Here is a 25,988-nt window from a genome sequence, read left to right on the forward strand (position 1 = left end):
GATGGCAATGGAGAGGGTTTTGGGCGAGGCGAGGCAGGTCGCAATTATCGGCGGCGGACCGGCGGGGCTGATGGCGGCAGAGATGCTCTCGGCTGCAGGCCATGCCGTGACGGTGTTCGAGGCGATGCCGACCGTGGCGCGCAAATTGCTGATGGCCGGAAAATCCGGTCTCAACATCACCCACGCCGAAGACTACGACAGTTTCCGCCACCGGTTCGGCGATGCGGAACCGAGGCTGCGCGCCGCTCTCGATGATTTCACGCCGGATATGCTGCGCGACTGGGCGCAGGGGCTGGGGCAGGAAACTTTCGCCGGCACTTCGGGCCGGGTGTTTCCCACCGTCATGAAGGCTTCGCCGTTGCTCCGGGCATGGCTCGCCCGGCTGGAGGCGCAGGGTGTCACCATCAGGACGCGGCATCGCTGGACGGGTTTTTCCGGCGAGCACCTGGTTTTCGCGACACCGGAGGGCGAGATCATCATCAAGGCCGATGCCGTTCTTCTGGCGCTCGGTGGCGCAAGCTGGCCGCGTCTCGGTTCGGACGCCGTATGGGTTCCGGCGCTGGCGGAGAGAGGCGTGGCGCTTTCCCCGTTCCGCCCCGCCAATTGCGGTTTCGACGTTGACTGGAGCGATGTCTTCCGCTCGCGTTTTGCGGGGGAAGCGGTGAAATCCACCATCACCATTTCGCCAGCCGGAGCCTTTCAGGGCGAATTTGTCATCACGAAGCATGGTATTGAGGGCAGCGTGATCTACGCCCATTCCGCCGCGCTGCGCGACCGGCTGGACGAGGCGGGCAAAGCGTCGCTCGCAATCGATCTTGCGCCGGGACGTACGGTGGAACGCCTCAGCGGCGATCTGGCGAAACTCGGACGGAAAGAGAGCTTTGCAAACCGCATGCGCAAGGCGGCAGGCTTATCGGCCGTGAAGGTCGGGCTTCTGCGGGAAATATTTCCCGATATCGCGGGCATGCCGGATGAATTCGTCGCCGCGAGAATAAAACATGCGGAGATTCCGCTTCTGCGGACGAGGCCGATTGCCGAGGCAATTTCGTCCGCCGGTGGTATCGCGTGGAGCGGCCTTGATGAAAACTACATGCTGGAAAAGCTCCCCGGCATATTTGCTGCCGGGGAAATGCTGGATTGGGAAGCGCCCACCGGCGGTTATCTCCTGACCGCCTGTTTCGCCACCGGCAAGGCGGCCGCAAAGGGCATGGCCGCGTGGCTCGAAGGCTCAGCCTGACAAACGTTCAGCCATGCCTGCTTCCTCACCATGTGCGGTTCGGACGAGGCAGCGCATGATGGCATCGGTGGTGATTGCACCAAGCGCCTTGCCGTTTTCTCCGACGACCGTGGCGCTGCTGACATTTTCCCGGACCAGCGCGCGCAGGCCCTCTTCAACCGTCATATCCGCATCGAGCTGAAGGCGGGACTGGCCGGCAAATTCCGGCTGCACCACGGCGCCAAGGCGAATGACGCGGCCGCGATTGACCTCTTCCACGAAGGCCTCGATATAACTGTCCGCCGGCGACATGACGATTTCGGCGGCCGTTCCCTGCTGGATGATTTCGCCGTCGCGCAGAATGGCGATCTTGTCACCCAGCCGCAGCGCTTCGTCGAGATCGTGGGTGATGAAGACCACGGTCTTCTTCAGCTCCTTTTGAAGTTCCAGCAGCACCGTCTGCATGTCGACGCGGATGAGCGGATCGAGGGCCGAATAGGCCTCGTCCATGAGCAGGATTTCGGCATTGTTGGTGAGCGCCCGGGCGAGACCCACACGTTGCTGCATGCCGCCGGAGAGCTGGTTGGGGTAATGGTTGGAGAAGCCCTCCAGGCCGACCCGCCTGATCCAGACCTCTGCCCTTTCTTCGCGCTCGCGCTTGTCGACGCCCTGCACCTCAAGGCCATAAACGACGTTTTGCAGCACGTTGCGGTGGGGCAGGAGACCGAATTTCTGGAACACCATCGCCGTCTTGTGGCGGCGGAATTCCAGAAGATCCGCTTCGTTGAGGCTGCACACGTCTGTGCCGCCATAGAGGATTTCGCCGGCGGTCGGGTCGATCAGCCGGTTGACATGGCGGATCAGCGTGGATTTGCCGGAGCCGGAAAGGCCCATGATAACGGTGATCTGCCCGCCCGGCATGGTGATGTTGATGTCACGCAGGCCGAGCACATGGCCGTGCTTGGCGTTGAGTTCCGATTTGGACATGCCGGCTTTGACGGCTTCGACATGATCCCCCGCTTTGGAGCCGAAAATCTTGTAAAGACTGCGAATTTCGATCGATTGACTAGCCATGCGCCACTTCCCGGTGTTTTTGCAGGCGAAGGCCATAGGCCTGGCTGATGCGGTCGAAAATGATGGCGATGCCGACGATGGCAAGCCCGTTGAACACGCCGAGCGTGAAATATTGGTTGGCGATGGCCTTCAGCACCGGCTGGCCGAGGCCCTGCACGCCGATCATGGAGGCGATGACGACCATGGCAAGCGCCATCATGATGGTCTGGTTGATGCCGGCCATGATGGTGGGCAGCGCGAGCGGCAGCTGAACTTTAAAAAGTTTCTGGCGTTTGGAGGAGCCGAAGGCATCGGCCGCCTCCAGAACGTCACGGTCGACCATGCGGATGCCGAGATTGGTGAGCCGGATCATCGGCGGAATGGCATAGATGACGACGGCGATGACACCTGGCACACGGCCGATGCCGAGCAGCATGACGACGGGAATAAGATAGACGAAACTCGGCATCGTCTGCATCACATCGAGAACGGGGTTGATCACGTTCTGCAGGCGGTTGGACCGTGCCATGGCGATGCCGATGGGCAGGCCGACGATGATGGACAGCACGGCGCAGACGAAGATCATCGAAACCGTCTTCATCGTGTCTTCCCACATGCCGAACCAGCCGATGGCGAAGAGAATGCCGCAACAGAGCGAAACAATGGTGGCGCTGCGGCTGCCGAACCAGGCAAGAGCGCCGACAATAAGAATAACGACCGGCCAGGGCGCGCCGATCAAAAGCCTTTCCGCCCAGATGAGGAAGCTCTGGAGTGGGGTGAACAACCCCTCGATTGCGCCGCCATAGGTTCGGGTAAAGGCCCGGAACCCCTCGTCGATGACTTTTTTCAGAGCGCGCAGAGCATCGTCATTCATGGTCGGAAATTTGAAAAGCCATTCCATATCCTGTTCTCCATGACGAACCGGAGGCGGGGATCGATGTCCTCCGCACTCCGGGAGTAAAATCGCCAGAGCGCCGCGCGGCCAACTGGACGCATGGGCGGAACGCTCTGTTGAACCGGCGCATCGTTATCAGCCAAAGCCGGGTAGCCGATGCGGTTCGGCGTCGCCGCGGGAGACGCCGGTTGCCGGGCAGATATGTCAGGGCGCGCTTTTTAAAGGGCGGCCTTGACCTTTTCCGCGACCTCGGGCGAGACCCAGCCCTTCCACAGGGCTTCGTTTTCCTTCAGGAACTGCTTGGCGCCGTCTTCGCCGGTGGCCTGATTATCCGTCATCCAGGCGATCAGCTTGTTGACGGTGGCGTTGGTCCAGGCACGCTTGTTGAGATAATCCATTGCCGGACCGGCACGATCGGCAAAGGATTTGCTGACCAGCGTCTGTACGTCATCGATCGGCCAGGCGTTCGGCTTCGGATCGGCGCAATCGGCGACGGATGTGCAGCGTTTCCATTCGGCCGCGTCGTACTCAGTGCCGAATCCAAGTTTCACCATTTCGTATTTGCCGAGCAGGGAGGTGGGCGCCCAGTAATAGCCGACCCAGGGCTGCTTGGCTTCATAGGCCTTGGCGATGGAGCCGTCGAGACCTGCGGCAGAGCCGGTGTCCACGAGGGTGAAGCCGGCCTTCTCGCCGCCAAACGCCTTGAACAGCTGCGCGGTGACGACTGTGCCGCCCCAGCCCTGCGGGCCGTTGAACACAGCACCCTTGGACTTGTCTTCAGGCGATGGGAAGAGCTCGGGATGCTTGAAAAGATCAGGAATTGTTTTGAGATCGGGGTTGGCGTCAGCGACGTATTTCGGAATCCACCAGCCCTGAACAGCGCCATCGGAAAGGATTTTTGCGGCCGCGACCACTTTGCCGCCTTCCAGACCCTGCTTGACGATTTCCGGCTGCAGGCTGACCCAGGCCTCAGGTGCGATATCCGGCTGGCCTTTTTCGGCCATGGAGGTCAGTGTCGGCACCGTATCGCCGGTAACGATTTCGGCGGAGCAGCCATAGCCTTTTTCGAGAATGAATTTGTCCAGGTTGGCGGCAACTTCAGCGGATTGCCAGTTCATGCTGGCGATTGTTACGTTTCCACAGTCGGCGGCATGGGCTGCGCTGCCTGAAAAGGCGAAGCCGGCGGAAAGAATTGTGGCACCCAAAAGTATTTTCATTGTTGTTCCCTCTGGTCGCGGTGTGGCGATGACCCGGGCGCTGACGGCACCGCGACCGCCAGCACCCTTATTGAGGCTTAATAAATCTTTTGTCGCCATCCCGTTTGCGGCAATTTCTGGCGTATTGAGGATGCCATTCGCCGGACGAAGGCGCGATCGCAGGGCCATATTAGCGAAAATTTCGGAATTAAGATATTGAAACATATAGTTGTTTAGCGGCGCATCAACGATATTTCACAAGCGAGGGAACTTTTTCATTTTTTTGAAAAGTCTGGGAACAATCAGGCGAAGTTTCTGTTCTCTTGGACTTTTATCCCGTTCTGTATTACGGGAGATTTCTTCTCGATTTTTGTGGTGATTTTGAATGACCAATCTTCGTGCTGCCCCGGTATGGCCCATCGGCGGCGGTGAAACGGGTGAGCTTGTGCGCCGCTTCGACTGGTCGAAGACATCGCTTGGTTCGATTTGCGACTGGCCGCAAAATCTGAGGCAAAAAGCCAATTCCGTCGTCAATTCACCTATTCCGCAGGTGCTGATGTGGGGCCGCGATCATGTGATGATCTACAATGACGGTTATGCGGAGATCGCCGGTAATTACCATCCGCAGGCGCTGGGCGGCACGGTGCCCGGCATCTGGCCGGAAATCTGGGACTGGAACAGCCGCATTCTCGAAGCCGGTTTTCGCGGTGAAGTGTTGGCATATCGCGACCAGCCAATGACGCTTATGCGACATGGCATACCGGAAGAGGTGATCTTCGACCTGTTTTACACGCCGATCTATAATGAAGGTGGTACGGTTGATGGCGTATTGTGCACCGTGCTCGAAAATACCGACAAGGTGAAAGCCGTTGAGGCTATGGAGCAGAGCCGCAAGGAATTGAGCCGGCTCACCAACGCGCTGCCCATTCTGGTCGGATATGTCGATCGCGATTACATCTATAAATTTGCCAATGACGGTTATCTCGAATGGTTCGGCCGCAGTGGTGAAGACGTCATCGGCCGCAGCGTTCCCGAGATTGTCGGCGAGGCATTTTTCGATGCGCGCAAGGCCTATCTCGACCGGGCGCTTGCCGGTGAGAAGATCGTTTCGGATACCGTCATCAGCAGACCGGATGGCACCAAGCGCGCCGCTGAAATCCGGTATGTTCCGCGCTACATTGCCGACGGCTCCGTCGACGGCATCTATGTCCTGATCATCGATATCGAAGAGCGGAAGCGCTCGGAGCAGGAAATCCTCATCAGCAACAACCGTTTCCGCGCGGCGGTGGAGGCCGTGCACGGTGTGCTGTGGACCAACAGTGCCGAAGGCAGGATGCTGGGTGAGCAGCCGGCATGGGCGGCGTTGACGGGCCAGACGCCCGAAGAATATCAGGGCTTTGGCTGGGCGGACGCCGTTCATCCAGAAGACAGACAGGGTTCAGTCGATAGCTGGAACAAGGCGGTCGCGGAAAAATCGACCTATATCTGGGAACATCGCGTACGCAGACATGACGGCGTCTATCGTACTTTCGCGATCCGCGGCGTGCCGATTTTCGACAAGTCAGGTGCTATTGCCGAATGGGTCGGCGTTCACACCGACATCACCGAGCAGCGGTGTGCCGAAGATACCCTCAAGGAACATGCGAGCAACCTTGAGCGTGAAATTCGCCATCGCATCCGGGCGGAAGAGCAGCTCCGGCAACTGAATGAAGGGCTGGAAGCCCGGGTCGAAGCTGAAATGGCGGAGCGCCGTCAGACCGAAAAGGCCCTTCAGCAGGCGCAGAAAATGGAATCCATCGGTCAGCTGACCGGTGGTGTGGCGCATGATTTCAACAATCTACTGCAGGTGATCGCCGGCAATCTGCAATTGCTGTCGAAAGATGTGATCGGCAATGAACGTGCGGAGCGCCGGCTGGAGAATGCGCTCGCGGGCGTCCAACGTGGCGCGAAGCTCGCGAGCCAGCTTCTGGCCTTCGGCCGCCGCCAGGCGCTGGAGCCGCGGGTCATCAATATCGCCCGTTTCGTAACCGGCATGGATGACCTGCTTCGCCGCTCGCTTGGTGAGGCGATCGAGGTGGAGGTCATCACGTCAGGTGGCCTCTGGAACACCTATGCCGACCCCAACCAGGTGGAAAACGCTCTTCTCAATCTCGCGATCAACGCGCGCGATGCCATGGAAGGGCACGGAAAGCTCACCATCGAGGTAGCCAATGCGGTTCTCGACCGCGATTACGCCCGCAAACATTCCGAGGTCACGGCCGGGCAATATGTGATGCTCGCGGTCACCGATACGGGTTCGGGCATGTCGCCGGAGATACTCGAAAAGGTCTTCGAACCGTTCTTCTCGACCAAGCCCGAGGGCAAGGGCACGGGCCTTGGCCTTTCCATGGTCTATGGTTTCGCCAAACAGTCCAGCGGGCATGTGAACATCTATAGCGAGGTGGGGCAGGGCACCACGGTGAAAATGTATCTGCCGCGTTCCGCAGCCGATGAGGACAGGGAGGTCGTGGTGCATAACGGCCCTGTCGAAGGTGGGACGGAGACGATCCTCGTGGTTGAGGACGATGAAGAAGTGCGCGGTACGGTCGTCGAAACTCTGAGCGATCTCGGTTACAGGGTGCTGACCGCACGCGACGCACAGGCGGGTTTGACGGTGGTGGAAAGCGGCATTCCGATCGATGTCATCTTCACCGACGTGGTGATGCCAGGCCCCTTGAAAAGCCGGGAAATGGCGCGTCGCGCACAGGAGCGGTTGCCGAATCTCGCCGTTCTTTTCACCTCGGGTTACACCGAAAACTCCATCGTGCATGGCGGCAAGCTGGATGCAGGTGTGGAACTGCTATCCAAACCCTATACGCGTGAAGCGCTGGCGCGGCGCATCCGCCACGTCATAGCCAACCGCAAGCAGGTTTCGCTGTCGAGGGCGCGGCCTGGTTCTTCGAAAATCCCCGAACCCGCCATGGCGGTCGACGACCGGGAGCGGTCAATCCAGGTTCTTCTGGTCGAGGATGACGAGCTGATCCGGATGAATTCCATGGAGATGCTTTCGGAGAGCGGCTTTGCCGTTGTTGAGGCTGGCAACGCGGCGCAGGCGCTGAAGGTTATCGAGTCGGAGCAGATCGACGTTCTCGTTACAGATATCGGCCTGCCGGACATGAAGGGCGGTGAACTGGCGGTGGAGGCCCTGCGCCGCAGGCCGGGTCTTGCCATCGTCTTTGCGACGGGCGACAGCCATCTGCCGGAGGGGGCACCGGAAAGCGCAGTCCTGCTCACCAAGCCCTACGATGAACAGCAGATCATTGCCGCCGTTGAAAAGGCCCATACGGCCAGGCCGGTGGCGGCCGAATAGGCCGCCTTGATGCCGGCTCAGTAACCGCGGTCCATGTCGACGGTTTCCGGCAGCTTGCCTGTTTCCCGCCATGTGCGAACGTTGCCGGCCACGATCCGCGCCGAACTCTCCCGGCTTGTCGGCGCGGAAATATGCGGCAGGACGGTAACTTTGGGATGCTGCCAAAATGGCGAAGCCGCAGGGAGTGGCTCGTGTTCGAAGACATCGAGTACGGCATGCGAGAGCTTGCCGGAATCGAGCGCCGCGATCAACGCATCGGCGACGATGACGGCGCCACGGGCGAAATTGATGACTGCCGCGCCCTGTTTCATTGCGGCGAGACGGCGGGCATCGAGAAGACCGCGCGTCGCATCGGTAAGCGGCACAAGGCAGATGAGAATGTCGCTTTTTTCCAGCAATGCCCGCAGCCCTGCATCGCCGGTCAACGTTTCCACGCCTTCGATTATCTTGGCCGAACGACTCCATCCTGCGACGTTGAAGCCGGCATGGATAAGGCGCTCCGCCGCGGCCGCGCCGAGTGCTCCGAGCCCCAGGAGACCGACGGTCATCTCGCCGGGGTGGCGGTAATCCAGTTCCTGCCAGAGCGCCTTTCGCTGATTTTCGCGATAGGCGGGCATGTCACGCTGCAGATAATAGGTCCATGCCAGCACCGCTTCGGCCATGACGCGGGAAAGTTCCGGGTCCTTCAGCCGAACGATGGGGGGAGCCTTGCTACCCAGTTCCAGCACCAGCCGCTCCACGCCCGCCCACAGGCTGTGGATCCATTTGAGGCCCGGAAGAGCGGCGATATCGGCCGGATCGGGATTGGCGACAATGGCAAATTCCACTGCCCGCCGCTGCTCATCCGTCAATTCGGAAAAGGAGAGGATCTCCTCCTCCTCCGGCATGGCGGCGCGCAACGCCTGTTTCCAAACGGCCTCCGTCTCTGCATTCATCCGTGAAACAAAGGCGATTGGTGAAGACATGGCATTGGTCCTGCTTGCGATTTTTTGCGTGACGCCATCAATGCGCAATTTCGGCGGGTAATGCCATGGGTGGAATGGGGGAATTTGTGATTCTTCCGTCATGCCGGACTAGATCCGGTATCCAGCCGCCGCGCGTCTGCGCGGCGCCAGGACTTCTTTCAGCTCAAGGACTTGGGCTGGCTGGACCCCGGCTCGGGGGCCGGAGTGACGGAGTGTGGATGCAACCGGCCTGTTAAATCTCTGCCACTACGCATCTTCTTTCACCGGCGGCTTTGCATCGCCGTAATAGGCCGAGAACGACTCGTGGTAATGCTCCGAACCGCCAGGTCCGGCATAACGCTGCAGTTCCGTCATGTCGGTCTTGTTGAGCACGATGCCGAGCGTCTTGTTGGCGATCTGCGGTTCGTTGGCCATCAGGTTCTGCACCATCTGGATCGGTGTCTTGCCCCATTCGGTGACGAAGACGAAGCCGTCCACCTGCGGCGCAAAGGCCTTGGCGTCGATGACGGGCACAACGGGTGCAAGGTCAACGATGATGTAGTCGCAGGCCTCGCGAGCCGAGTCGATAAACTTGCGCATGCCGGAAGAGGAGAGCAATTCGCTTGAATGGGCGAACTGGTTGCTGGTCGAAACCGGCAGAATGCCCATCTTGGTGCGCGTGTCCACTTTCACCGCCTGCGTCCATGGCACCTCGTCAAGCACGACCTCCACCAGACCGGCGGATTGGCGCGTGGTCAGCATGCGGCTGAGACCCGGATTGCGGATGTCGGCATCCACCACAAGCGTGCGCTTGCCGGTGGAGGCGATCAGGCCCGCGAGGTTGAGCGCAACGACCGATTTGCCCTCATTCGGCAGGCAGGAAATGACGCCGATGACCCGGCACTGGCGCTCCTGAATGACGACATCCGCCGTCAGTTTCACGTTGCGCAGCGTTTCCGCAAAACTGGAGCGCGGACTGTCAACGGCGAGGCGCAGCATTTTCTGGAACGAGACCTGTCCGCTGTCCTCAAGCGTTGCATTCTCGCCGCCGGGGGTTGCGGCGCTGTTTCCGGTCTTGGCGTTTTCCACACCCCTTTCGCCGATGAAGGGAAGGTAGCCGAGAAAGCGCATGCGCAGGTTATCACGCACATCGTTGCCGGTGTGGAAGAAGCGGTCGCGGAATTCGAGAAGTGCCGCAATGCCCCCACCCAGCATCAGGCCCAGTACGACCGAAAGCGCCATTGTCATGGTCTTTTTCGGGCTGGAAGGCGATGTGGGAAGACCAGCCTCGGAGATGATGCGGGCTTTGGCGATCGGCAGCGACTGCTTCTGCGAAGCCTCTTCGAAGCGTCCGAGATAGGACTGGTAGAGGGTGCGCAGGGCCGTCGCCCGCTGCTCGAGCTCGCGCAGCTGCACCATGGTGATGTTGGCTTCCGAATTACGGCCAGCCACCTTGTCGATACTGTCGCGCAACGACTGTACGCGCGAATTTGCGACGTCGTATTCGTTCTTGAAGCTGCCGGTCAGCTGCTGCAGTTCCTGGAAGATCTGCTGCGCCACTTCTTTCTTCTCGGCGTCCAGCGCGGCTGCCTGCGGATGGTCTGCTCCGAACTGCTGCACAATGCCCCGCTGCCGGTCGGAAATGGTGATGTAGCGCTTGCGCAGATCCTGAATAACGGAATTGTCGGTATCACGGGCCGACACGACGGCGTTGTCGACGGCCGTTTCCGGGCCGCGGTCGATGATGGATTTATACTGATTGTAACGGGCGGAGGCCGTCGCGGCATCCGCCTGTGCCGCAATCAGCTGGCCATTGAGATCGGCAAGCTGGCCTTCCGACATCAGTTCGCCGCGCGAGGACACGATATTGTTGTCGGACCTGAATTTCTGCACCGCAAGCTCTGCCGCCTGGGCGCGCTGGTTAAGGTCGGTCAGGCGTTCCTGCAACCAGACAGAGGCCCGCTCGCTGGCGTCAAAATTGGCGTTCAGCTGCTCGGTGAGATAGGCCTGCGCGTAGGTCTTGGCGATGTGTGCGGCCAGCTGGCGGTCAGTCGAACGGGTGGAGATTGCGATGACGGAACTGCGACCGACCCGCTCCACAGTCAGCGACTGCTGCAGCACGGCAGCGGCCTTTTCGCGGCGTCCGGCGCGGATTGCGGCTTCGGAGACCGGCGGATCGCCCGGCAGGACGAGATCGAGGATACCGCGCACGGAGGATTTGACGAGCTCGACCGGCGACATCGGCGGATTGACGATGGTGTCGTTCTCGTCAAGCTTGGCCTTGTCCACCACGGTCAGCGCCATTTCCTTGGATTTGAGGATTTCCACGGCGCTGGCAATGCGGTTGTCGACGATCTGGGCAGCGGGCACAGGCGATTCCTCTTCCGCATAACGGGAGAGGCTTTCATCGAGCAGCACCTGCGTCATCGCCGTATAAACGGGGGTCGCAAGCACCAGGTAAAGTCCGGCCAAAACTACGGCGGCAATGACGGAGGCGGCAATGACGTTGGCACGGCGCACCACGGCGGCCCACAGGCGGTCGAGGTCGATGAACGTGTCGGAATCCTTGCCGGATTCCGGAAAACCGATATTGGATTTAAAGGTCTTGTGGTGCATGGACCTACCTTGTGAATTAAAAATGGTACGCGGGAAGCCGAGCAACTCTCGCCTTCCCGCCTCCCGTTATTGGTGCGCCGGCCGCCTCCCCTGGCGGCGCGATGAAAGTCAGGCCGCCTGCACGCGGCTTTCGTGGTTTGCCACCAGTTCTTTCACCGAAGCGAGAACCTGCGCTTCCATGTCGGCGCGCAACAGCGAGAAGGCGACGTTGGCGGCGATGAAGCCCTGCTTGCTGCCACAGTCAAAGGTGCGGCCGCTATATTTCTGCGCATGGAAGGCCTGCTTTTCGGCGAGCCGCTTCATGCCGTCGGTCAGCTGGATTTCGTTGCCCGCGCCGCGCTCCTGCTTGGCGAGAATATCGAAGATTTCCGGCTGCAGAATATAACGGCCATTCAGGTAATAATTCGAAGGCGCCCTGGATGGTTCCGGCTTTTCGACCATTTCGGTCACGGCGAAGCCGTGATTGACCTTCTGGCCGACGCCGACGACGCCATAGGACGAAACTTCTTCCGGCAGGCATTCCTCGACACCGAGAATATTGCCGCCGACTTCATCGTAAAGCTCCATCAGACCGGCAATGCAGCCGCGCGCGCCATAGGAGACCATGTCAGGCAGCAGCAGGGCAAAAGGCTCCTTGCCCACCAGTTCGCGCGCGCACCAGACGGCGTGGCCGAGGCCAAGCGGCACCTGCTGGCGGGTATAGCTGACGGTGCCGGCAACCGGCAGCATCTTTTCCAGCTGCAGCACCTGCACGGTCTTGCCGGAGCGGGTCAGCGTGTTGATGAGTTCAGGCGCGCTGTCGAAATAGTCTTCGATGGCGGTCTTGTTGCGGCTCGTGACGAAAATAATGTGCTCAATGCCGGCCTGCATGGCTTCATCCACGGCATATTGAACGACCGGCCGGTCAACGATCGTCAGCATTTCCTTTGGCATCGCCTTGGTGGCGGGCAAAAACCGCGTGCCGTTGCCGGCTACCGGAATGACGGCTTTTCTGACAGTTCTCTTCAGGTCCATCGCGTTCTCCTTCATCAAGGTTTGATCTGTCCCCAGTCCCCGCGCAGACATGGTCCGCGCGCAAATTTTATGAAATCTGCCTTTTCACCCCTGTATTCGCCGCGGGCGCAAACACGGCGTCCCGCAGCCTCCTCAGCCGCACTGCAATCGGCATTCTCAGGTGCCCCAGCACGGCAGGATCTCGGATTGTGGTCTTCAAGGCGCCGATTACCGAGCGGCGCTTGATGTTTTCCACCAAAGTCAAAAAATTATGCGCCAGCCGCAGGCTGCGGGCTCTCGCCTGCTGCGCGTCCATGGCGGCCGGCAGCAAGGTGTAGTGGCTCAGGAATTCTTCGTCCGCCCGCATCATCGCTTCGACGTGATGAAGTTCGAGGACGCGGGAAATCGAACCTTCGCGGATATTGTAGATGTAACCCGGCTTCGGTTCGATGACGCAGAGGCCGCCAGCGGCAAGCGCCGAGGCGAGAAGAATATAGTCTTCGCCGATGCGGATATCCTCACGGAAGCGCAGTGCTTCGTTATTAAGGAAATCGCGCCGGAACATCGGTTTCATGTAGCCGAAGTTAAAGGTGGAGCGGAACAGGATGTTGGAGGAAATGAAGTCCTCCAGCGTGAGAACAGGCCGTTCCTCCAGAAACTCTTCGGGAAACATCGTCTCCATCGGCCGGCCATCGGTGTAGACGACATCGAGATTATCGACAGCGATGTCAGCGTTGGCGGCTTCCGCCCGGCACATCATGCAGGCGGAGCGCTCCGGGCGGATGACATCGTCGGAGTCGAGCACGGCGATCCAGCGCCCCGTCGCGGCCTCGATGCCGGCGTTGCGGGCGCCGCCCGGACCGCGGTTTTCTTCGAGCGCAAGCAGCCGCACGCGCGGATCGATTGCGGCGATCGCTTCAACGTAGGGAATGGTATCGTCGGCGGAGCGGTCGTCAACGACGATCACTTCCAGCGTCACCCCCTGCTGATCGAGCGCACTTTGGATGGCGGCCTCAATCGTATCGGCGGCATTAAAGGCGGCGATGACGAAGCTGATGTCTGGCGAAGAGGTGAGGTTCTCCATCAGGTCGCCTCCATGGCACCGTATTGGCGGATTTCGCGCACACCGAAGGCGCCGCTCACCGAACCCATATGCAGCGCGCCTCGCAACGCATAACGGTTGCGGCGTACGGCATTGAAACCGCTCAAGGCGGCAAAAAGAGCGCAATAAAGCACTTTCGAACCAGCTTTCACCACCTGGACGACGCGGCGCGCACCGGGTTTCTTTTCAGCCAGCACCCGTCCATGGGTCTGGCCGGAACGGAACCGGCGCTTGGCAAGCCATAGAAAGCTTGCCCGATTTTCCGGAACCGGCTCCGACAAGACAGCGTCTTCCGCAAAGACGATACGGCCGCCAGCGGCGTGGAGATGCGAGAAGAAATGTGTGTCTTCGCCGCCGCTCTGGCCAAGCGCCAGCGCGAAGCGCCGGCCCTTTACCGATGGCGCTTCCATCCTGAGCAGCGTGTTGCAGGTATAACCGGTGATGATCTCGCCATTGACCCAGACCGGAACGGTCGAGTGGAAATCTCCGCGTTTCATCCAGCCCGGCGCGTTGTCCCGGTAAACCGCAGTGACGGGGCCGAGAACGGTTTCTGCACCGGTCTCGTCGGCCTTTTCCAGAAGCGCGGCCAGCCAGTGTGGCGGCGCCGTTTCGTCGTCATCGATAAAGGCGAGATAATCCGCCTTGCATTTCGACAGGCAGGCATTGCGGGCAATCGAAATATTAGATTTCGGGCAATGCACATAGGTGATCTCGAAGGGGGCGGTTTCGCGCAGGCGATCGACGCTTGCCTTTGCGCTGGGCTCCTCGTCATTATCGGCGACAATCAGCCTAACTTTCACGCCTTCAGGCACATCCAGCTCGAAGAGTGACAGAAGTGTGGCGACAAGCGCCGGGCGTCTGTAGGTGCAGATGCCGATATCGACGGTCTTGAGATATTGCGTGCCGGTGACGGTGTTGTCGGTCATGAGACAGCCTTTCTTCCCCGGAATTTCAGGAGTTCCAGCCAGAAGCCGGTGGACCAGGCCAGATGCATCACCATTGCCGAAAAAGCGGCGAGCGGGCCGTATGGATTTTTCTGACCTATTGCCATCCACAAGCCATAACCCACACATGCGGCAATCCAGAGGCCGAGCGGAATAAGGGCTGCCCAATGCACCAGCGACAGCAGCGCGAAGATGAAGACCGGCAGCACGGCGAGCGGAATCATCTGGCGGAGTTTCGGGATTGAGCGATGTTTCAACAGGTTCTTCGCCCGGCCGCGGCCATAGGCGAGATATTGCTTGAAGAGCGGCATGACGCTGGCGCGCGGATAATAGGTCATGCGGGTCTTGTCGGTCATCCAGATGCGGAACCCGGATTTGCGCAGCCGGAAATCCAGCTCCGCATCCTCGTTGTGGCTGAAGCTCTCATCATAACCGCCTACCGCATCGAAAGCTGCGATCCGCATCAGCGCGTGGTGGCCGTGGTCGATCCAGTGGCCTTTTGCGCCTTCGCGGTGCTTGGAACCGCCATTGCCGAGCTTGGAATTCTGGGCAATGGCAGTCGCCTTCTGGAACAGGCCGTGGCCGACTGTATCCATGGCGACGACGACGGAGTCCGCACCCGTCCGTTCCGCATCCTCGATCAGCCGCTGGCAATAATCATCGGGATAATCGCCATGGGCGTCGATGCGGATGAGATAATCGAAATCCTCGCCGAAGGTGGCGACGGCAAGGTTGATGCCGGCGCTCTGGATACGCTTCGGATTAGCGAGAAGCGTGACGCGTTCGTCCTTTGCCGCAAAGGCGGCAACGATATCGCGCGTTCCATCCGTGCTGCCGCCATCGGCGACGACGATGCGGAACAGGCGCCCCTGCATTGCGCCGGTGAATTTGACAAGCAACCCCTCGATCGTCTTCGCCTCATTGAGGCAGGGTATGACGATCAGCGTTCTGATGCCGGAATGACCTGGACCTTCCATGATTTGCCCCCTACGCACTACACTGGTGAAAACTGCGCTTCACGGGCGTGGCCGGAAGCGGATTTGGCGAGTGAGGACAATTGCTGCACCAGCAGACGGCAATCGTCGCGGTCGGTCAGCCATTGTTTCCTGTCTGTTGCCGACAGGGTGTCGAAGGCATCCGCATAGGTTTGCGGGGTCATCTGGTTGAAGAGGGCGGCAAGATCGGCAGCGCCCGCCTGTTGCAGGACGAAGCCGATATTGCGTTTTTCAATGAAGCGAGCCGTTTCCGTGCCAGCAAGTGCAATCGGCAGAGTGCCGTAAAGGCAGCCCTCGTAAAGCCGGTTGGGCAGCAGCCAGCTGGAATTCTGGCCTTCCTCGAAAAAGTCGATCGCCCAGGTAAATTGCACCTCGTTATAGATGGCGGCTAGGTCCTCGGGATTTTTGTAAGGTCCGTTGAAATGCACATGTGGAGCAGCCGCCACGAAGCCATCGAAATCAGCAAACTCCGAATAGGCCGGCCGGCCACGCAGGATGATTTCGACCCTGCCTTCCATGCGGCGAGCGAACTCAGCGAGAATTTCAAGCGATTTGCGGCAGCGAAGCGCGCCGAACCAGCCGATTTTCCATGGTTCGCCGGGCGCGGGCGCCCGTGGTCTTGGCGTGGCGGCAACGGTGTCGTCGAGCGCCAGCACCTTGTTTTCCTGCAACAGGACAGGAAGGTCGAGGCCCGACACGGGCTTGAAATAATGCTCCACGAATGCCGGGGAACTTGTCACCAGAAGCTTTGCGTCGCGTGCGAAATAACGCTGCGCGGCATTCAGCATCTGTCCGGGCTTGCCTTTGTTGAGCAGCAGACGGTGAATATCGAGACATTCGTAAACCAGCGCCGGGCGGCCGGTATAGATCGACATGGCGCGCTTTGCCAGAGCCAGCATTTCGAGGTTCCTGGCGAGAACGACGTCGGGTGCCGGAATTCCGTTCAAGACTTTGCCGAGCGAAAGGCTGGATTTCGCCACCGCCGCCATGCGCTGCAGAAATTGCCCGTCGGCGGTTTCCCCGAGCACGATGGGTACGACGCCTTCGATCTCCGCCAGCCGGTTCTGTCCGCGCCGGAAACCGGCCAGCGTGACCCGCGCCCCGCCCGCAAGCAGCGTCAGCACCCGCCGACGAATGGCGGGGTCTGACAGATCATGCGCGAGGTAGAGAATATGGATCATGCAGGGTTCCGGTCGGTTCGCGGGTCAAAGACGCCGCAGCACAGGATTTGGTTCAAAAAAATCGGTCAATTCAGAGCGCAGGCAATGCTTTCCGGGAACTGGCATTTATCGCCGAGCGCGGTGAAGGCGAAGCGGTCAACGACCATCTGCGATGGCCCGGCATAAGCAAACTTGCCCATCCAGTCCTTCAGCGTATCGGTGCCCCACAGGCTGAAGAAAATCTTCTGGGCGTTCTGCGGAATTTTCGTCGCGTCCGTCACCTCATGAACGAGCTTGCCGTTGACGTAATAACGCAGGCGCTGCGGTTCCCAGACGAAGGCATAGTCGTTGAAGCCGGCATCGGCCCCGCCTTCCACCGGCACCAGCTTCTCATTGCCGCCCTTGGCGGACACATATTGGTTGAGCTGCACCTGACCGGTATTTTTGCCAAGAACCTCAAAGTCGATTTCGTCGTGCGGTTTTTTGTCGGTCGGGCCGATATAGGTGAAGAAGGCGGAGTTCAGGCCAGGGCCGGTGGCGGCCTTCATGCGCGCTTCATAGGTGCCGTAACGATAACGGCCCTTGGTCTGGATTTCACCGCAGGCGAAGTTGCGGTCGCCAGCCTTGGCTTCCTCGAAGCCCAGCGTCAGCTGGTTGTTCTCCACCGTTGCCAGCTTCTTCGACCAGGTGCAGTTCTGGTGCGCGCCATTGTTCCAGCCGTCAGAAACGTACCAGAAGCTTCTGTCCATCTGGTCGAAATTCTCCATGAAGGACGTACCATTGCCCTCTTGGGCGTTAACGGGGGCCGTGAATGCCGTTGCAGTGAGGGCGGCGGCAAGAAGAATGCGTGTCTGAACGCGGGTGACAAATGTTGTCATTGGTTCACCTCTGTCGTTGCGAATAAAGTGTTTCGGATGTGGGTGGGCCTATCGTGGAAGCCCGTTTGGCCGCGAATTCGGCCTTTGCCTTGCCTTTGCCGCTGCGGCTTCCGGTCAGTACGGCATAGACGGCCGGCAGGTATTTGCGGGTCTGGGCATTGCTGATCACCAAAATGACGAAGGCGCAAAGCGTCGCGCTGATGTAGAAAGCGGGATAGAAATCCGGCCCGCCCTTGTTCCAGACCATCCACATGATGACCAGCAGCGGATAATGGGCGCAGAATATCCAGAAGCTGAGACTGCCGGTCTCGGCAAGCCTCTGACCAAGCCGGCTGCGGATCAAGATCGATGAAGACACCCAGAAGCCGAGCGCGCCGAAGACCGCGAGCAGATTGCGCGACATATTCAGCCAGAATGTGAATTCAGGGCCGGTAAAATAGAGACCTGTGGCGAGAATGGCCGACGCGGCAAATGTCAACAGCATGATCGGCAGGGCATAAGGATCAAGTGCCTTGACGTCGACCCGGTGCAGCGCAAGCGCGATGCCGAGCGAAAAGCTGAAGAGGATGGATTTTTTCTGGACAATGAAGATCTTCAGGTCCGGCATGGCCGTGACGATCAGCAGGATTACGAGCGTCGGCAGCGCAAAGCGGCGCATCAGAAATGCGAGCACCGGCGACAGCAGAATGCAGACAAAAAGGTCGCGCAGGAAATAAAGCGGCACATTCACCGGCAGCTCTTCCAGCGCCGTACCATGGCTGAGTATTTCGCGCGGGCTGGCGTTCCATAGGTCGGGAAAATATCCGACGCCAACCTCGAACAGCTGGATCAGCAGCACGGCGGCAAACAGTGCGCCATTCCACAAGAGGAATGGCAGCAGCACGGTTTTCGTCTTGGAGCGGATCGTCGCCGGATAATCGAAAGCGCTCATGCCGCGGCGAAACAGCAGATAACCGGAAATGGCGCTGAGACAGGGCACGCCGATGCGAAACAGCGCGTCGCCCAGGAAAACCCGCAGCCAGTCGAAAAAGCCGTAAAGGCCAAGAAAGGGGCTGGTTTCGGCATTGTGCGGCACATGCACGAACACGATTCCTGAAATCAGCAATATGCGCATCAAGTTGATACGGGAGGATAGGTTCTGATCGACAGTCACATCAGTCACCCCTATTGGGCGGCGTCTCCCCACGCCGCGTTGCAACCAGAGCGAACTTAAGCCCGCACTGGGAAGTCTGGTTTCGACTTTGGGATAAAATGTGGCGACGCGGGAAAAACACAAGATTAGATTTTGCGGGTGAATGTCTGGCGTCAGCACAGTTTCTATCACGAGAAAAAATTAAATAATTGAAATAAATGACTTTTATATAAATTCACGCTTCATTAAAAATCTCTGAAGCGTGCGAATTTGTCATTTGCCGTGATGTTGCGCTGCAAAAAGAGCGCCGAACCCACCTTGCCACGGCGAGAGAAATCACCGTGGCAAGGCCCCTTAACGGCAGAAATGAGGCGCATTTTTCTGTGATATTTCTAACCTTGGGTTGCGGTATTCGGCATACGCCGTGATTTGACCATGCCCAGGATTTTTCCCAGCAGGGCACGTTCAGTCAGCAGGATCAGTATTGCATAGATGGCGCCGCCCACGGCAGCACCGATAAGAACCTGAAGGGTGGCATTGGGAACGCGATCGGCGAGAAGGTGAAGCAGATAGCGCACCGCAACGGCCATCACGAAAGCGGCGATCATCGGTCGACTGCTGACATAAAGGCCCCGGAAGAAAGGCGTGTCGCTGGCCTTGAACACGGCCCAGGAGTACGCGACCAGTGTGACCGCGTTGACGATGCAAAGCCAGACCATGGCGTCTATCAGCGTGCCATAAAGTGCCGCGAGCCACACTGCCACCGTGGTGACGATGGCGCGGATCGTCGCCGACCAGAACAATACGCGGCCGTAACCAGCACCCTTCAGGTACGGGATGAAGGTGCTGCACGGTGTGAGAATGGCCTTGGACAGGGCGAGGAGCCCGAGGACAGGCCAGGCATAGGCCCAGTTCTGGCCGAAGATGACAAGCATGGCCGGCTCGGCCACGGCCCAGAGACCGAACATCATGGGCGCGAGCAGTACGGTCAGCACCTGCGTGCTGAACATCAACGCATCACGACGGCGCTGCGGGTCGTCCATCATGCGGCTGAAGGCGGGAAACAGAACCCCCATGACGGCGGATAAAACCACCTGGTTGGGAATGCTGGCGAAACGGTTGGAGGCGGAATAGGCGCCGGCATCCGCCAGACCCAGGTGACGGGCAATGACCACCATCGGCGACTGGAAGGTGACAAAATTGGCGATTTCCGAGCCCATCAGCCCCGAACTGAAGCCGAGAAGCGGCACCAGCCGGCGTGGCTTCATGACAAAACGCGGGCAATAGCGGGAAACCGCATAAAGCCCGACGAGACGGATGAGAGCTGCGGCAAAAAGCTGGATGATAAGCGCCCAGACGCCGAACCCCATGAAGGCGAGCGCGACCGCGACAATCGCTGCGATGCTCTCCGAGGCCATGCTCCATAGCGCATCCTTGCTGAAGTTCATCCGTCGCGCCAGCAGCGAATAGGCGACATCGCCGGCAAGCTGCAATGGAATGAGGAAGGCCATGATGCGCAGCAGGTATGCGCTTTCCACCGCCCCCAGCAGTCCGCCGAAAAATTCCGCCCAGATGTAGAGGACGGCTGCCATGGTGCAGGAGATCGCCAGATTAGCCCAGAAGACGGTATGGATCGTTTCCATATCCTCTTCCTTCTCAACGATGAGAGCGGAGGTGAGCCCCGCGCCAGCAATCATGGTCAGGAACTGTACAACCGTTAGTCCTACCGCTACCACCCCGAATTCCTCCGGGGAAAGCAGCCTTGCAAGAATAGGGACCGTGACAAATTTAAGCCCGAATGTCCCTGTTTTTGATAAAACGCTCCAGCCGACATTCGTGGTGATGGTCTTTACATTTGGCGCTGGGGGCATACAAGCATCCTGTTTCTGGAGGCCGGCGGGAGGAAGCCGGTTGGGAGTTGCCGATACCATCGGGGCCGCTTTTAGGATCGGGCCCGACACTTCTTGATCAACGCAAGGGGCGAAACAATGGCAAGATTTACTGTCGTCATTCCCTACTATCAAAAGCAGCACGGTGTCCTGGGACGTGCACTCGCATCGGTTTTTGCGCAGACCTACCAGGACTTCGATCTTGTCATCGTCGATGACGAATCGCCATACCCGATCGATCAGGAACTTGCGGAACTTTCGCAGGAACAGAAAGACCGGATTCTTGTCATTAAGCAGGCCAATGCCGGCCCGGGCGGCGCCCGCAACACCGGTCTGGACAATGTGCCTGATGGCACCGACTACGTTGCCTTTCTTGATTCCGACGATATCTGGACGCCCGATCATCTGCGGAATGCGGCCTTTGCGCTCACGACCTATGGCGGCGAGTGCTACTGGGCGTCCATGCAGGCAAGTGACGAATTTTATTATCATTTCGCCATTTCCGAACTGGAGAAGAATGAGGGTGCGGCACGGCTTTCGGAGAAGCCGCTGGTGATCGAACTGCCGGATCTCGCAAGCGTCATGCTGCGGAACTGGAGCTTCCTGCATCTCTCCTGCATGGTGATCGGTCGTCCTCTTTTCGAGAAGATCCGCTTCGATCCGGCGCTCAGACTGGCGGCGGAAGACGTGCTGTTTTTCTGCGATTCCATCCTTGCATCGAAGCGGACACTGCTCTGTGACGACGCCGGCGCGATGCGCGGCATGGGCGTCAATATCTTCCACAGCATCGACAATACCTCGCCGGAATTCCTGCGCCAGCAGTTCAATACCTGGGTGGCGCTCGATACGCTGGAGGGACGTTTTTCTCGCCGGCCGGCCGATGTGGCGTCCATCGCTTCCTATAAAAACACGGCGCGCAAACAGGCTCTCTGGAGCCAGGCTGGCAACCTGAAACGGCGCAAGGCTCCCGAATTCGGTTTGCTGCTAAAATGGGCAATGCGCGATCCGGCACTGCTGCGCGCCGCTTTCGAACTCGGCGCCGGAAAAATCGTCCGCTCCAGATGAGCGAATTTTCGCCCGCAACAATTTATATGTTTTTCACCCAGGAGTGACCTCATGAAACCTTACCACTGGGAATCTCATCACGGAAATTTCGGTGACGATCTCAACCTGTGGCTGTGGGACTTTCTGCTTCCGGGCCTGCGCGATGTGCATGACGATGTCATGCTCGTGGGCGTCGGAACGGTGCTCAACGACGTTCTTTTGCCCGCCAAGCAGCGCAAGCTGGTGATTGGCAGCGGCTATGGTTATGGCGCGGTGCCGGATACCAGCACCGAGTTCTGGGATATCCGCTGTGTGCGCGGCGAAAAAACCGCCGCTAAGTTGGGGCTCGCTCCCGAAAAAGGCATTGTCGATCCCGCCGTGATGGTCACCGAGATGCTTGATTTCAAGGGGCTGCCAAAGCTCCACAAGAAGACTTTCGTCCCCCATTGGGAATCGGCGGAATTCGGCATGTGGGAAACCGTCTGTGAACCGGCAGGACTCACCTATCTCGACCCGCGCGGCGAGGCAAAAGCGGTCATCCGCGCCATTGCCCAATCGGAATTCATCGTGGCTGAATCCATGCATGGTGCAATCCTTGCCGATGCCTTCCGCGTGCCGTGGGTCGCCGTCAGCACTTCACCATCGATCAACAGCTTCAAATGGAGCGATTGGGCCGGCAGCGTCGGAGTCGAATATCAGCCGCGCTATGTGCCGGTTTCAACCCGCGCCGAAGCGGCGAAAAAGGGCTCACGCTTCTGGGGCATGAGCTTCCCCCCACCGCCCGCCCCCGTTGTCACCGCCGATTCCGTCTCTGCGCTTGAGGGCCGGGCGCATGAGGGCGATGTAATGGTGCGTCCGCAGGAAACGCAATCCCGCTCGTTGCGGAAGCTCGCCAAGCAGGTGCTGGCCGCACCTTCCACACTGGCGCTCTGGCAGGCAAGCCGAGCGGAACCGCGTCTTAGCCCGGATGGCAGACTGGAAGAACGCAAGGAGCGTTTCGCCGCCGTTCTGGAAACGGTAAAGCGGGATTATCTCTAGAGGTGAGGAGCGGATGCCGCAGAGAATTTTCTGCGGCTTTTGCTTGAGGACACCGTTGCTGCATCGCCATGCTTGGGCCTGTCCCGAGCATCTGCGACTGAACGCTTAGAGGATACGTGAGCAAATCCCCGGGACAAGCCCCGGGGCGGACGGCAGAGATTTGTCGTGAGTTGTCTTTTCCCTTAGGAAACCGGCGTGCCGTCCAGCAGATAACGCACGTCCCGCACCGGCGCCGCTTTGCGGAAGCGGGCGGTCTTGTCGCTCCAGATACCGCGTGTAATGGCGGGCAGGGCGGGCAGACGCGCAAGGGCGTGGCTCAGCGCTCCGCTCACACCCTTCTGTTTTTTTGTATCGAGAAAATGGCGAAGCTCGAATTTGGCGCGGATGTGTTTCTCGTGCTCGCGCAGGATCGCCGTTTCCTCTGCCGAGAGCCGGCAACCGGCGAGAATCGCCCTGTCTGCTTCGTAGAGAAGACGGAGATCTTCGGTTCGGTGGCGGCCACTCAGCGAGTTGCCGCGAACGATCGCACCGTAACCGCAATGACGGATGACCTTGTAGCGCGCGCCGGCCGCCAGCGCGCGCACGTAAAGTTCGTAATCCTCGCCAAGTCGCAGAGCCTCGTCATAACGCAGCGCATGTTTGTCGAGAAAGGCGCGGCGTATCACCGGTTTCAGGAAGCCGGTTTCCCCGCGCTCCACACCAGGCCTGGAAATATTGCCTTCCACGAATTCCGTCAGCGACAAAAACCGCGCCTGGGGCTCGAAGCGGGCAGGCTGCATGGAGGACGCGCCTGGAACGGATTGCTGGATGAAGGCGATATTATCGGCCACGAGGTCCCAGTCGTCATCGGCCAGCATGGCAGCGAAACGGCCGCGGAAGAAAAAATCGTCCGCATCAAGAATGCTGATGAGGGGAGCGGAGGAAATCGAGATGGCATGATTGCGCGCAGCCGATGGCCCGCGGTTGACGTCGAATCGCACCACCCGCAGGCGACCCGTGCCGTCATCCGCCGCATGCGCCACGTCGCTCGTTGTATCGGTGGAACCATCGTCGATCACCACGACTTCGCCGACCTCTGGCTCCGCAAGGGCGGAGCGAATGGCGATATCGATGGTATCAGATGCATTCTTTGCAGCGATGATGACGCAAATGGGCTGTGAACCGCTCACCATGGGGTGTCCTTCTGCTTTGACGAACCTTCAGGATTTGGCCAGCAGAAAGTGTCAGCGATATGGATGCAAGCGATTTTTTGCGATGCAATAAAAGCGCATGCGAAAAAACTTACATATCCGTCAGCTTTGCCCCATGCGGCGGTGCGCTTTTTGCGGTGTCTGCCGCAATTGTTTCAGCGCTGAGGTCCCGGGAAAAGGTCTCCCGCATCCGGCGTTTTTCACGGGCGACCAGAACCAAAATCGCCACGAAGTAACCGACTTGCAGAATGACTGCGCAAATGAGGGTCTGAATGAATGCCGTATAGAAGGAGCCGTGGATGAAATATGTCGCAACCGCAAAAGCAAGCAAAGCACCGATCATGCTGAAAAAAACACGAGGTGCATACATGTTGCTCTCCTCCCGAGAACGATTTCTCCATTTTTGACTGCGCTGCGGCATTTTTCTTCTTTGCAGGAAATATACGATGAGACCGGTGCTGTTTCAACACACATATACTTCTTCTACCTCCCGCGGCATGAAATTTCGGTAATCTTGATTGGTAAATTCCTCAGTAACTGCCGATTCGCATCGATGACGTCGGCCAGACAACAGTGATGCCTGCTTCTGATAAGTCTAAAACCGCCTCCGGTGCGGGCCTTGCGGAGCGTCTGGCCGGCTCTGCAGACTTCGTTAACCATCTCGCCTTTAAAAAGTCGGTATTGATTCCTCGAAGAGCAGGGTGCCCGCGTGACGACGAGTTCAGAAGTAATCGCCTTTCCGGCAAAGAACCGCATTGCCGACGTAAAACGATGTGCAACCATGCTCGACCGGCTGCATGGTGTGGAGGCGAATGATTTCTGGCGCAGGGAGTGCCGTGAACTGGCCGCCCGTCTGACGGCGCTTGGCTATGAGGACGCCGCCATGCGGCGCGAGGTCATGGAATTTCAAAACGCCGTGCAGGCTGAATTGTGGGCGGTGGATGCCGCGCCCGAGGCACGCCGCGACAGCCATTGATGGTTCTTTTTCTTCATTAAAAAAGCCGGCGGGTTATAAACCAGCCGGCTTTTTTATTGGTTCCGGACGCCTTAGGAGGCGCCAGCGGCGCCGCGCGTGCGGGCAACACCATCCAGTGCGGGCTTGTATTTGGGATCGAGTCGCGCCGCATGCGCATAGGACTTGGCCGCCTTGGCCATCTCACCGCGTCGCTCATAGACCAGCGCCTGGTTGGCCCAGGATTCCGCCACATTCCCGTCAAGCGAAATGGCGTGGTTGAAATCCGCGAAGGCGTTTTCGTCGTCATTGAGCGCGACGTAGGAAAGGCCGCGACCGTTATAGGGCTCCGGTGACGTCGATGACAACGAGATTGCCTTGGAGAAGTCCTCGATGGCCTGGGCATGCTGGTTACGCAGCTGGTAGATCAGGCCGCGATTGTGCCATGCGCGACCGTCGGTGGTTTCCAGCTCGATGGCGCGGGAGAAATCGTTGAAGGCTTCGTTGACGCGTCCGGACTGCCGGTAAAGATTGCCGCGACCGATCAGCGCCACATCGTAGCTCGGATTGATCTGCAGGGCGGCGTTGTAGTCCTGAAGGGCCTGCTGCTGCTGGCCGCTATTGCGGTAAACCAGCGCGCGGTTGGCATAGGCCTGGTAAAAGCGCGGGTTGAGCTGCAGCGCCTTGTTGAAATCTTCGATGGCACGGCGCGAATCGCCGGCGCGGCCGTAGGCCGAGCCGCGGACGTTGTAACCTTCAGGATCCTGCGGATTGGCGTTGATGACCGAGGTGAGCGAGGCGATGTTTTCCTGCGAGCCCTGTGCGCGGTCGATCCGGAACACATCTTCCGTCTGGTTGGATGTCGCGCAGCCGGAAAGACCGGCAAGCACGGCGCAGACGACCAGAGAAGCGCGGAACCCTCTGTTGTTTTTTAATGGCAACCGGCGCGTGGAGGCATCGGCGTTTTTCACAACACAGGTGTCGACAGCGATCATTCGGTGTGGGTTCCCTCGCAGGCCGGTCTCACGGTCGTTTTCAAGAGCGTTCTCCGGCCACAAACACAAAGAGCGGCGGCGAATTGATCGCCCCCGCCCAACAAGCATTCAAAAACGTCCAAAAGACGGCCTATTAACGGCCTGCGCGGGGGCCAGCAACCAGACCTTCGCGCTGTGCACGCTTGCGTGCCAGCTTGCGAACGCGGCGAACGGCTTCAGCCTTTTCGCGAGCGCGCTTCTGGGAGGGCTTTTCGTAATAATCACGCATCTTCATTTCACGGAAAATGCCTTCGCGCTGCATCTTTTTCTTCAGGGCGCGGAGCGCCTGATCAACGTTATTGTCGCGGACTAGTACCTGCACGTTAAACCCGTTCCTTTAGTTTGGTTATCTTGCTGTGTGAATAAAG

The 25,988-nt window shown here is 59.2% G+C and carries 22 protein-coding genes; 5 read left to right on the forward strand and 17 right to left on the reverse strand.

Annotated features, from left to right (window positions below; translation table 11 throughout):
* The first annotated feature begins 7 nt into the window (after window positions 1–7).
* Window positions 8–1,237 (forward strand): TIGR03862 family flavoprotein, encoded by a 1,230-nt coding sequence (locus tag WA845_RS15575; RefSeq protein ID WP_108081717.1) that lies wholly within the window; start codon window positions 8–10, stop codon window positions 1,235–1,237.
* Here the strand turns inward: WA845_RS15575 and WA845_RS15580 are convergent.
* The 3 genes from WA845_RS15580 to WA845_RS15590 form a co-directional block, all read right to left on the reverse strand.
* The gene (locus tag WA845_RS15580; protein WP_004437660.1) at window positions 1,229–2,290 is read right to left on the reverse strand and encodes a quaternary amine ABC transporter ATP-binding protein; all 1,062 of its coding nucleotides are present in this window, start codon (window positions 2,288–2,290) and stop codon (window positions 1,229–1,231) included. The two genes, WA845_RS15575 and WA845_RS15580, sit on opposite strands and share 9 nt — an antisense overlap.
* The gene (locus WA845_RS15585) at window positions 2,283–3,170 is read right to left on the reverse strand and encodes an ABC transporter permease (protein WP_006698119.1); all 888 of its coding nucleotides are present in this window, start codon (window positions 3,168–3,170) and stop codon (window positions 2,283–2,285) included. The genes WA845_RS15580 and WA845_RS15585 overlap by 8 nt, the downstream gene beginning before the upstream one ends.
* 212 nt (window positions 3,171–3,382) lie before the next feature.
* Window positions 3,383–4,381 (reverse strand): ABC transporter substrate-binding protein, encoded by a 999-nt coding sequence (locus tag WA845_RS15590; RefSeq protein ID WP_100911604.1) that lies wholly within the window; start codon window positions 4,379–4,381, stop codon window positions 3,383–3,385.
* A 364-nt stretch (window positions 4,382–4,745) separates the two neighbouring features.
* Here WA845_RS15590 and WA845_RS15595 point away from each other — a divergent pair, with 364 nt between their 5' ends.
* Window positions 4,746–7,709: a PAS domain-containing protein gene (locus tag WA845_RS15595; RefSeq protein WP_112555356.1), complete on the forward strand. Its 2,964-nt coding sequence runs from the start codon at window positions 4,746–4,748 to the stop codon at window positions 7,707–7,709.
* A 17-nt stretch (window positions 7,710–7,726) separates the two neighbouring features.
* Here WA845_RS15595 and WA845_RS15600 read toward each other — a convergent pair whose 3' ends face one another.
* From WA845_RS15600 to WA845_RS15645, 10 genes are all read right to left on the reverse strand, one after another.
* The gene (locus WA845_RS15600; RefSeq protein WP_112555431.1) at window positions 7,727–8,674 is read right to left on the reverse strand and encodes a 2-hydroxyacid dehydrogenase; all 948 of its coding nucleotides are present in this window, start codon (window positions 8,672–8,674) and stop codon (window positions 7,727–7,729) included.
* A 246-nt stretch (window positions 8,675–8,920) separates the two neighbouring features.
* Window positions 8,921–11,269, reverse strand: a complete 2,349-nt coding sequence (locus tag WA845_RS15605; RefSeq protein ID WP_004437674.1) for a polysaccharide biosynthesis tyrosine autokinase — start codon at window positions 11,267–11,269, stop codon at window positions 8,921–8,923.
* Between the two features lie 108 nt (window positions 11,270–11,377).
* Window positions 11,378–12,283: a UTP--glucose-1-phosphate uridylyltransferase gene (locus tag WA845_RS15610; RefSeq protein ID WP_004437677.1), complete on the reverse strand. Its 906-nt coding sequence runs from the start codon at window positions 12,281–12,283 to the stop codon at window positions 11,378–11,380.
* Between the two features lie 67 nt (window positions 12,284–12,350).
* Window positions 12,351–13,346, reverse strand: coding sequence for a glycosyltransferase family 2 protein (locus WA845_RS15615; RefSeq protein WP_112555358.1), 996 nt, complete (start codon window positions 13,344–13,346; stop codon window positions 12,351–12,353).
* A complete protein-coding gene (locus WA845_RS15620) occupies window positions 13,346–14,290 on the reverse strand; it encodes a glycosyltransferase (protein ID WP_112555360.1) in 945 nt (314 codons plus the stop codon). The genes WA845_RS15615 and WA845_RS15620 overlap by 1 nt, the downstream gene beginning before the upstream one ends.
* Window positions 14,287–15,285, reverse strand: coding sequence for a glycosyltransferase family 2 protein (locus WA845_RS15625; RefSeq protein WP_112555362.1), 999 nt, complete (start codon window positions 15,283–15,285; stop codon window positions 14,287–14,289). The genes WA845_RS15620 and WA845_RS15625 overlap by 4 nt, the downstream gene beginning before the upstream one ends.
* Before the next feature lie 17 nt (window positions 15,286–15,302).
* A complete protein-coding gene (locus tag WA845_RS15630) occupies window positions 15,303–16,484 on the reverse strand; it encodes a glycosyl transferase family 1 (protein WP_112555364.1) in 1,182 nt (393 codons plus the stop codon).
* A gap of 65 nt (window positions 16,485–16,549) precedes the next feature.
* A complete protein-coding gene (locus WA845_RS15635; protein WP_100911353.1) occupies window positions 16,550–17,341 on the reverse strand; it encodes a glycoside hydrolase family 16 protein in 792 nt (263 codons plus the stop codon).
* Window positions 17,342–17,345: 4 nt separating this feature from the next.
* Entirely contained in the window at window positions 17,346–18,494 is a 1,149-nt protein-coding gene (locus WA845_RS15640) for an acyltransferase family protein (RefSeq protein WP_022563429.1), read from the reverse strand.
* A 371-nt stretch (window positions 18,495–18,865) separates the two neighbouring features.
* Window positions 18,866–20,344, reverse strand: a complete 1,479-nt coding sequence (locus WA845_RS15645) for a lipopolysaccharide biosynthesis protein (protein ID WP_004437699.1) — start codon at window positions 20,342–20,344, stop codon at window positions 18,866–18,868.
* 117 nt (window positions 20,345–20,461) lie between these two features.
* Here WA845_RS15645 and WA845_RS15650 point away from each other — a divergent pair, with 117 nt between their 5' ends.
* Together WA845_RS15650 and WA845_RS15655 are read left to right on the forward strand one after the other, a co-directional pair.
* Window positions 20,462–21,427 carry a glycosyltransferase family A protein gene (locus WA845_RS15650; RefSeq protein ID WP_004437703.1) on the forward strand — a complete coding sequence of 322 codons (966 nt, stop codon included), beginning with the start codon at window positions 20,462–20,464 and terminating at the stop codon, window positions 21,425–21,427.
* A 51-nt stretch (window positions 21,428–21,478) separates the two neighbouring features.
* A complete protein-coding gene (locus WA845_RS15655; RefSeq protein WP_112555366.1) occupies window positions 21,479–22,444 on the forward strand; it encodes a polysaccharide pyruvyl transferase family protein in 966 nt (321 codons plus the stop codon).
* Between the two features lie 182 nt (window positions 22,445–22,626).
* On the opposite strand, the gene WA845_RS15660 is transcribed toward WA845_RS15655, so the two are convergent.
* Window positions 22,627–23,616: a glycosyltransferase family 2 protein gene (locus tag WA845_RS15660; protein WP_034500211.1), complete on the reverse strand. Its 990-nt coding sequence runs from the start codon at window positions 23,614–23,616 to the stop codon at window positions 22,627–22,629.
* Window positions 23,617–23,725: 109 nt separating this feature from the next.
* A complete protein-coding gene (locus WA845_RS15665) occupies window positions 23,726–24,004 on the reverse strand; it encodes an exopolysaccharide production repressor protein (protein ID WP_004437712.1) in 279 nt (92 codons plus the stop codon).
* Window positions 24,005–24,343: 339 nt separating this feature from the next.
* Here WA845_RS15665 and WA845_RS15670 point away from each other — a divergent pair, with 339 nt between their 5' ends.
* Window positions 24,344–24,610, forward strand: a complete 267-nt coding sequence (locus tag WA845_RS15670; protein ID WP_004437715.1) for a DUF6074 family protein — start codon at window positions 24,344–24,346, stop codon at window positions 24,608–24,610.
* 71 nt (window positions 24,611–24,681) lie between these two features.
* Here WA845_RS15670 and WA845_RS15675 read toward each other — a convergent pair whose 3' ends face one another.
* Window positions 24,682–25,581 (reverse strand): tetratricopeptide repeat protein, encoded by a 900-nt coding sequence (locus WA845_RS15675; RefSeq protein WP_006698105.1) that lies wholly within the window; start codon window positions 25,579–25,581, stop codon window positions 24,682–24,684.
* Window positions 25,582–25,714: 133 nt separating this feature from the next.
* Window positions 25,715–25,942, reverse strand: coding sequence for a 30S ribosomal protein S21 (rpsU, locus tag WA845_RS15680; RefSeq protein WP_003508541.1), 228 nt, complete (start codon window positions 25,940–25,942; stop codon window positions 25,715–25,717).
* Window positions 25,943–25,988: the final 46 nt, after the last annotated feature.

This window comes from Agrobacterium sp. CMT1 (assembly GCF_037203725.1).
Taxonomy (GTDB): domain Bacteria; phylum Pseudomonadota; class Alphaproteobacteria; order Rhizobiales; family Rhizobiaceae; genus Agrobacterium; species Agrobacterium pusense.

Bases quoted from the DNA above. Each gene is read 5' to 3' on its own strand.
- WA845_RS15575 (WP_108081717.1), top strand. From the start codon at position 8: ATGGAGAGGGTTTTGGGCGAGGCGAGGCAGGTCGCAATTATCGGCGGC.
- WA845_RS15580 (WP_004437660.1), bottom strand. From the start codon at position 2,290: ATGGCTAGTCAATCGATCGAAATTCGCAGTCTTTACAAGATTTTCGGC.
- WA845_RS15585 (WP_006698119.1), bottom strand. From the start codon at position 3,170: ATGGAATGGCTTTTCAAATTTCCGACCATGAATGACGATGCTCTGCGC.
- WA845_RS15590 (WP_100911604.1), bottom strand. From the start codon at position 4,381: ATGAAAATACTTTTGGGTGCCACAATTCTTTCCGCCGGCTTCGCCTTT.
- WA845_RS15595 (WP_112555356.1), top strand. From the start codon at position 4,746: ATGACCAATCTTCGTGCTGCCCCGGTATGGCCCATCGGCGGCGGTGAA.
- WA845_RS15600 (WP_112555431.1), bottom strand. From the start codon at position 8,674: ATGTCTTCACCAATCGCCTTTGTTTCACGGATGAATGCAGAGACGGAG.
- WA845_RS15605 (WP_004437674.1), bottom strand. From the start codon at position 11,269: ATGCACCACAAGACCTTTAAATCCAATATCGGTTTTCCGGAATCCGGC.
- WA845_RS15610 (WP_004437677.1), bottom strand. From the start codon at position 12,283: ATGGACCTGAAGAGAACTGTCAGAAAAGCCGTCATTCCGGTAGCCGGC.
- WA845_RS15615 (WP_112555358.1), bottom strand. From the start codon at position 13,346: ATGGAGAACCTCACCTCTTCGCCAGACATCAGCTTCGTCATCGCCGCC.
- WA845_RS15620 (WP_112555360.1), bottom strand. From the start codon at position 14,290: ATGACCGACAACACCGTCACCGGCACGCAATATCTCAAGACCGTCGAT.
- WA845_RS15625 (WP_112555362.1), bottom strand. From the start codon at position 15,285: ATGGAAGGTCCAGGTCATTCCGGCATCAGAACGCTGATCGTCATACCC.
- WA845_RS15630 (WP_112555364.1), bottom strand. From the start codon at position 16,484: ATGATCCATATTCTCTACCTCGCGCATGATCTGTCAGACCCCGCCATT.
- WA845_RS15635 (WP_100911353.1), bottom strand. From the start codon at position 17,341: ATGACAACATTTGTCACCCGCGTTCAGACACGCATTCTTCTTGCCGCC.
- WA845_RS15645 (WP_004437699.1), bottom strand. From the start codon at position 20,344: ATGCCCCCAGCGCCAAATGTAAAGACCATCACCACGAATGTCGGCTGG.
- WA845_RS15650 (WP_004437703.1), top strand. From the start codon at position 20,462: ATGGCAAGATTTACTGTCGTCATTCCCTACTATCAAAAGCAGCACGGT.
- WA845_RS15655 (WP_112555366.1), top strand. From the start codon at position 21,479: ATGAAACCTTACCACTGGGAATCTCATCACGGAAATTTCGGTGACGAT.
- WA845_RS15660 (WP_034500211.1), bottom strand. From the start codon at position 23,616: ATGGTGAGCGGTTCACAGCCCATTTGCGTCATCATCGCTGCAAAGAAT.
- WA845_RS15665 (WP_004437712.1), bottom strand. From the start codon at position 24,004: ATGTATGCACCTCGTGTTTTTTTCAGCATGATCGGTGCTTTGCTTGCT.
- WA845_RS15675 (WP_006698105.1), bottom strand. From the start codon at position 25,581: ATGATCGCTGTCGACACCTGTGTTGTGAAAAACGCCGATGCCTCCACG.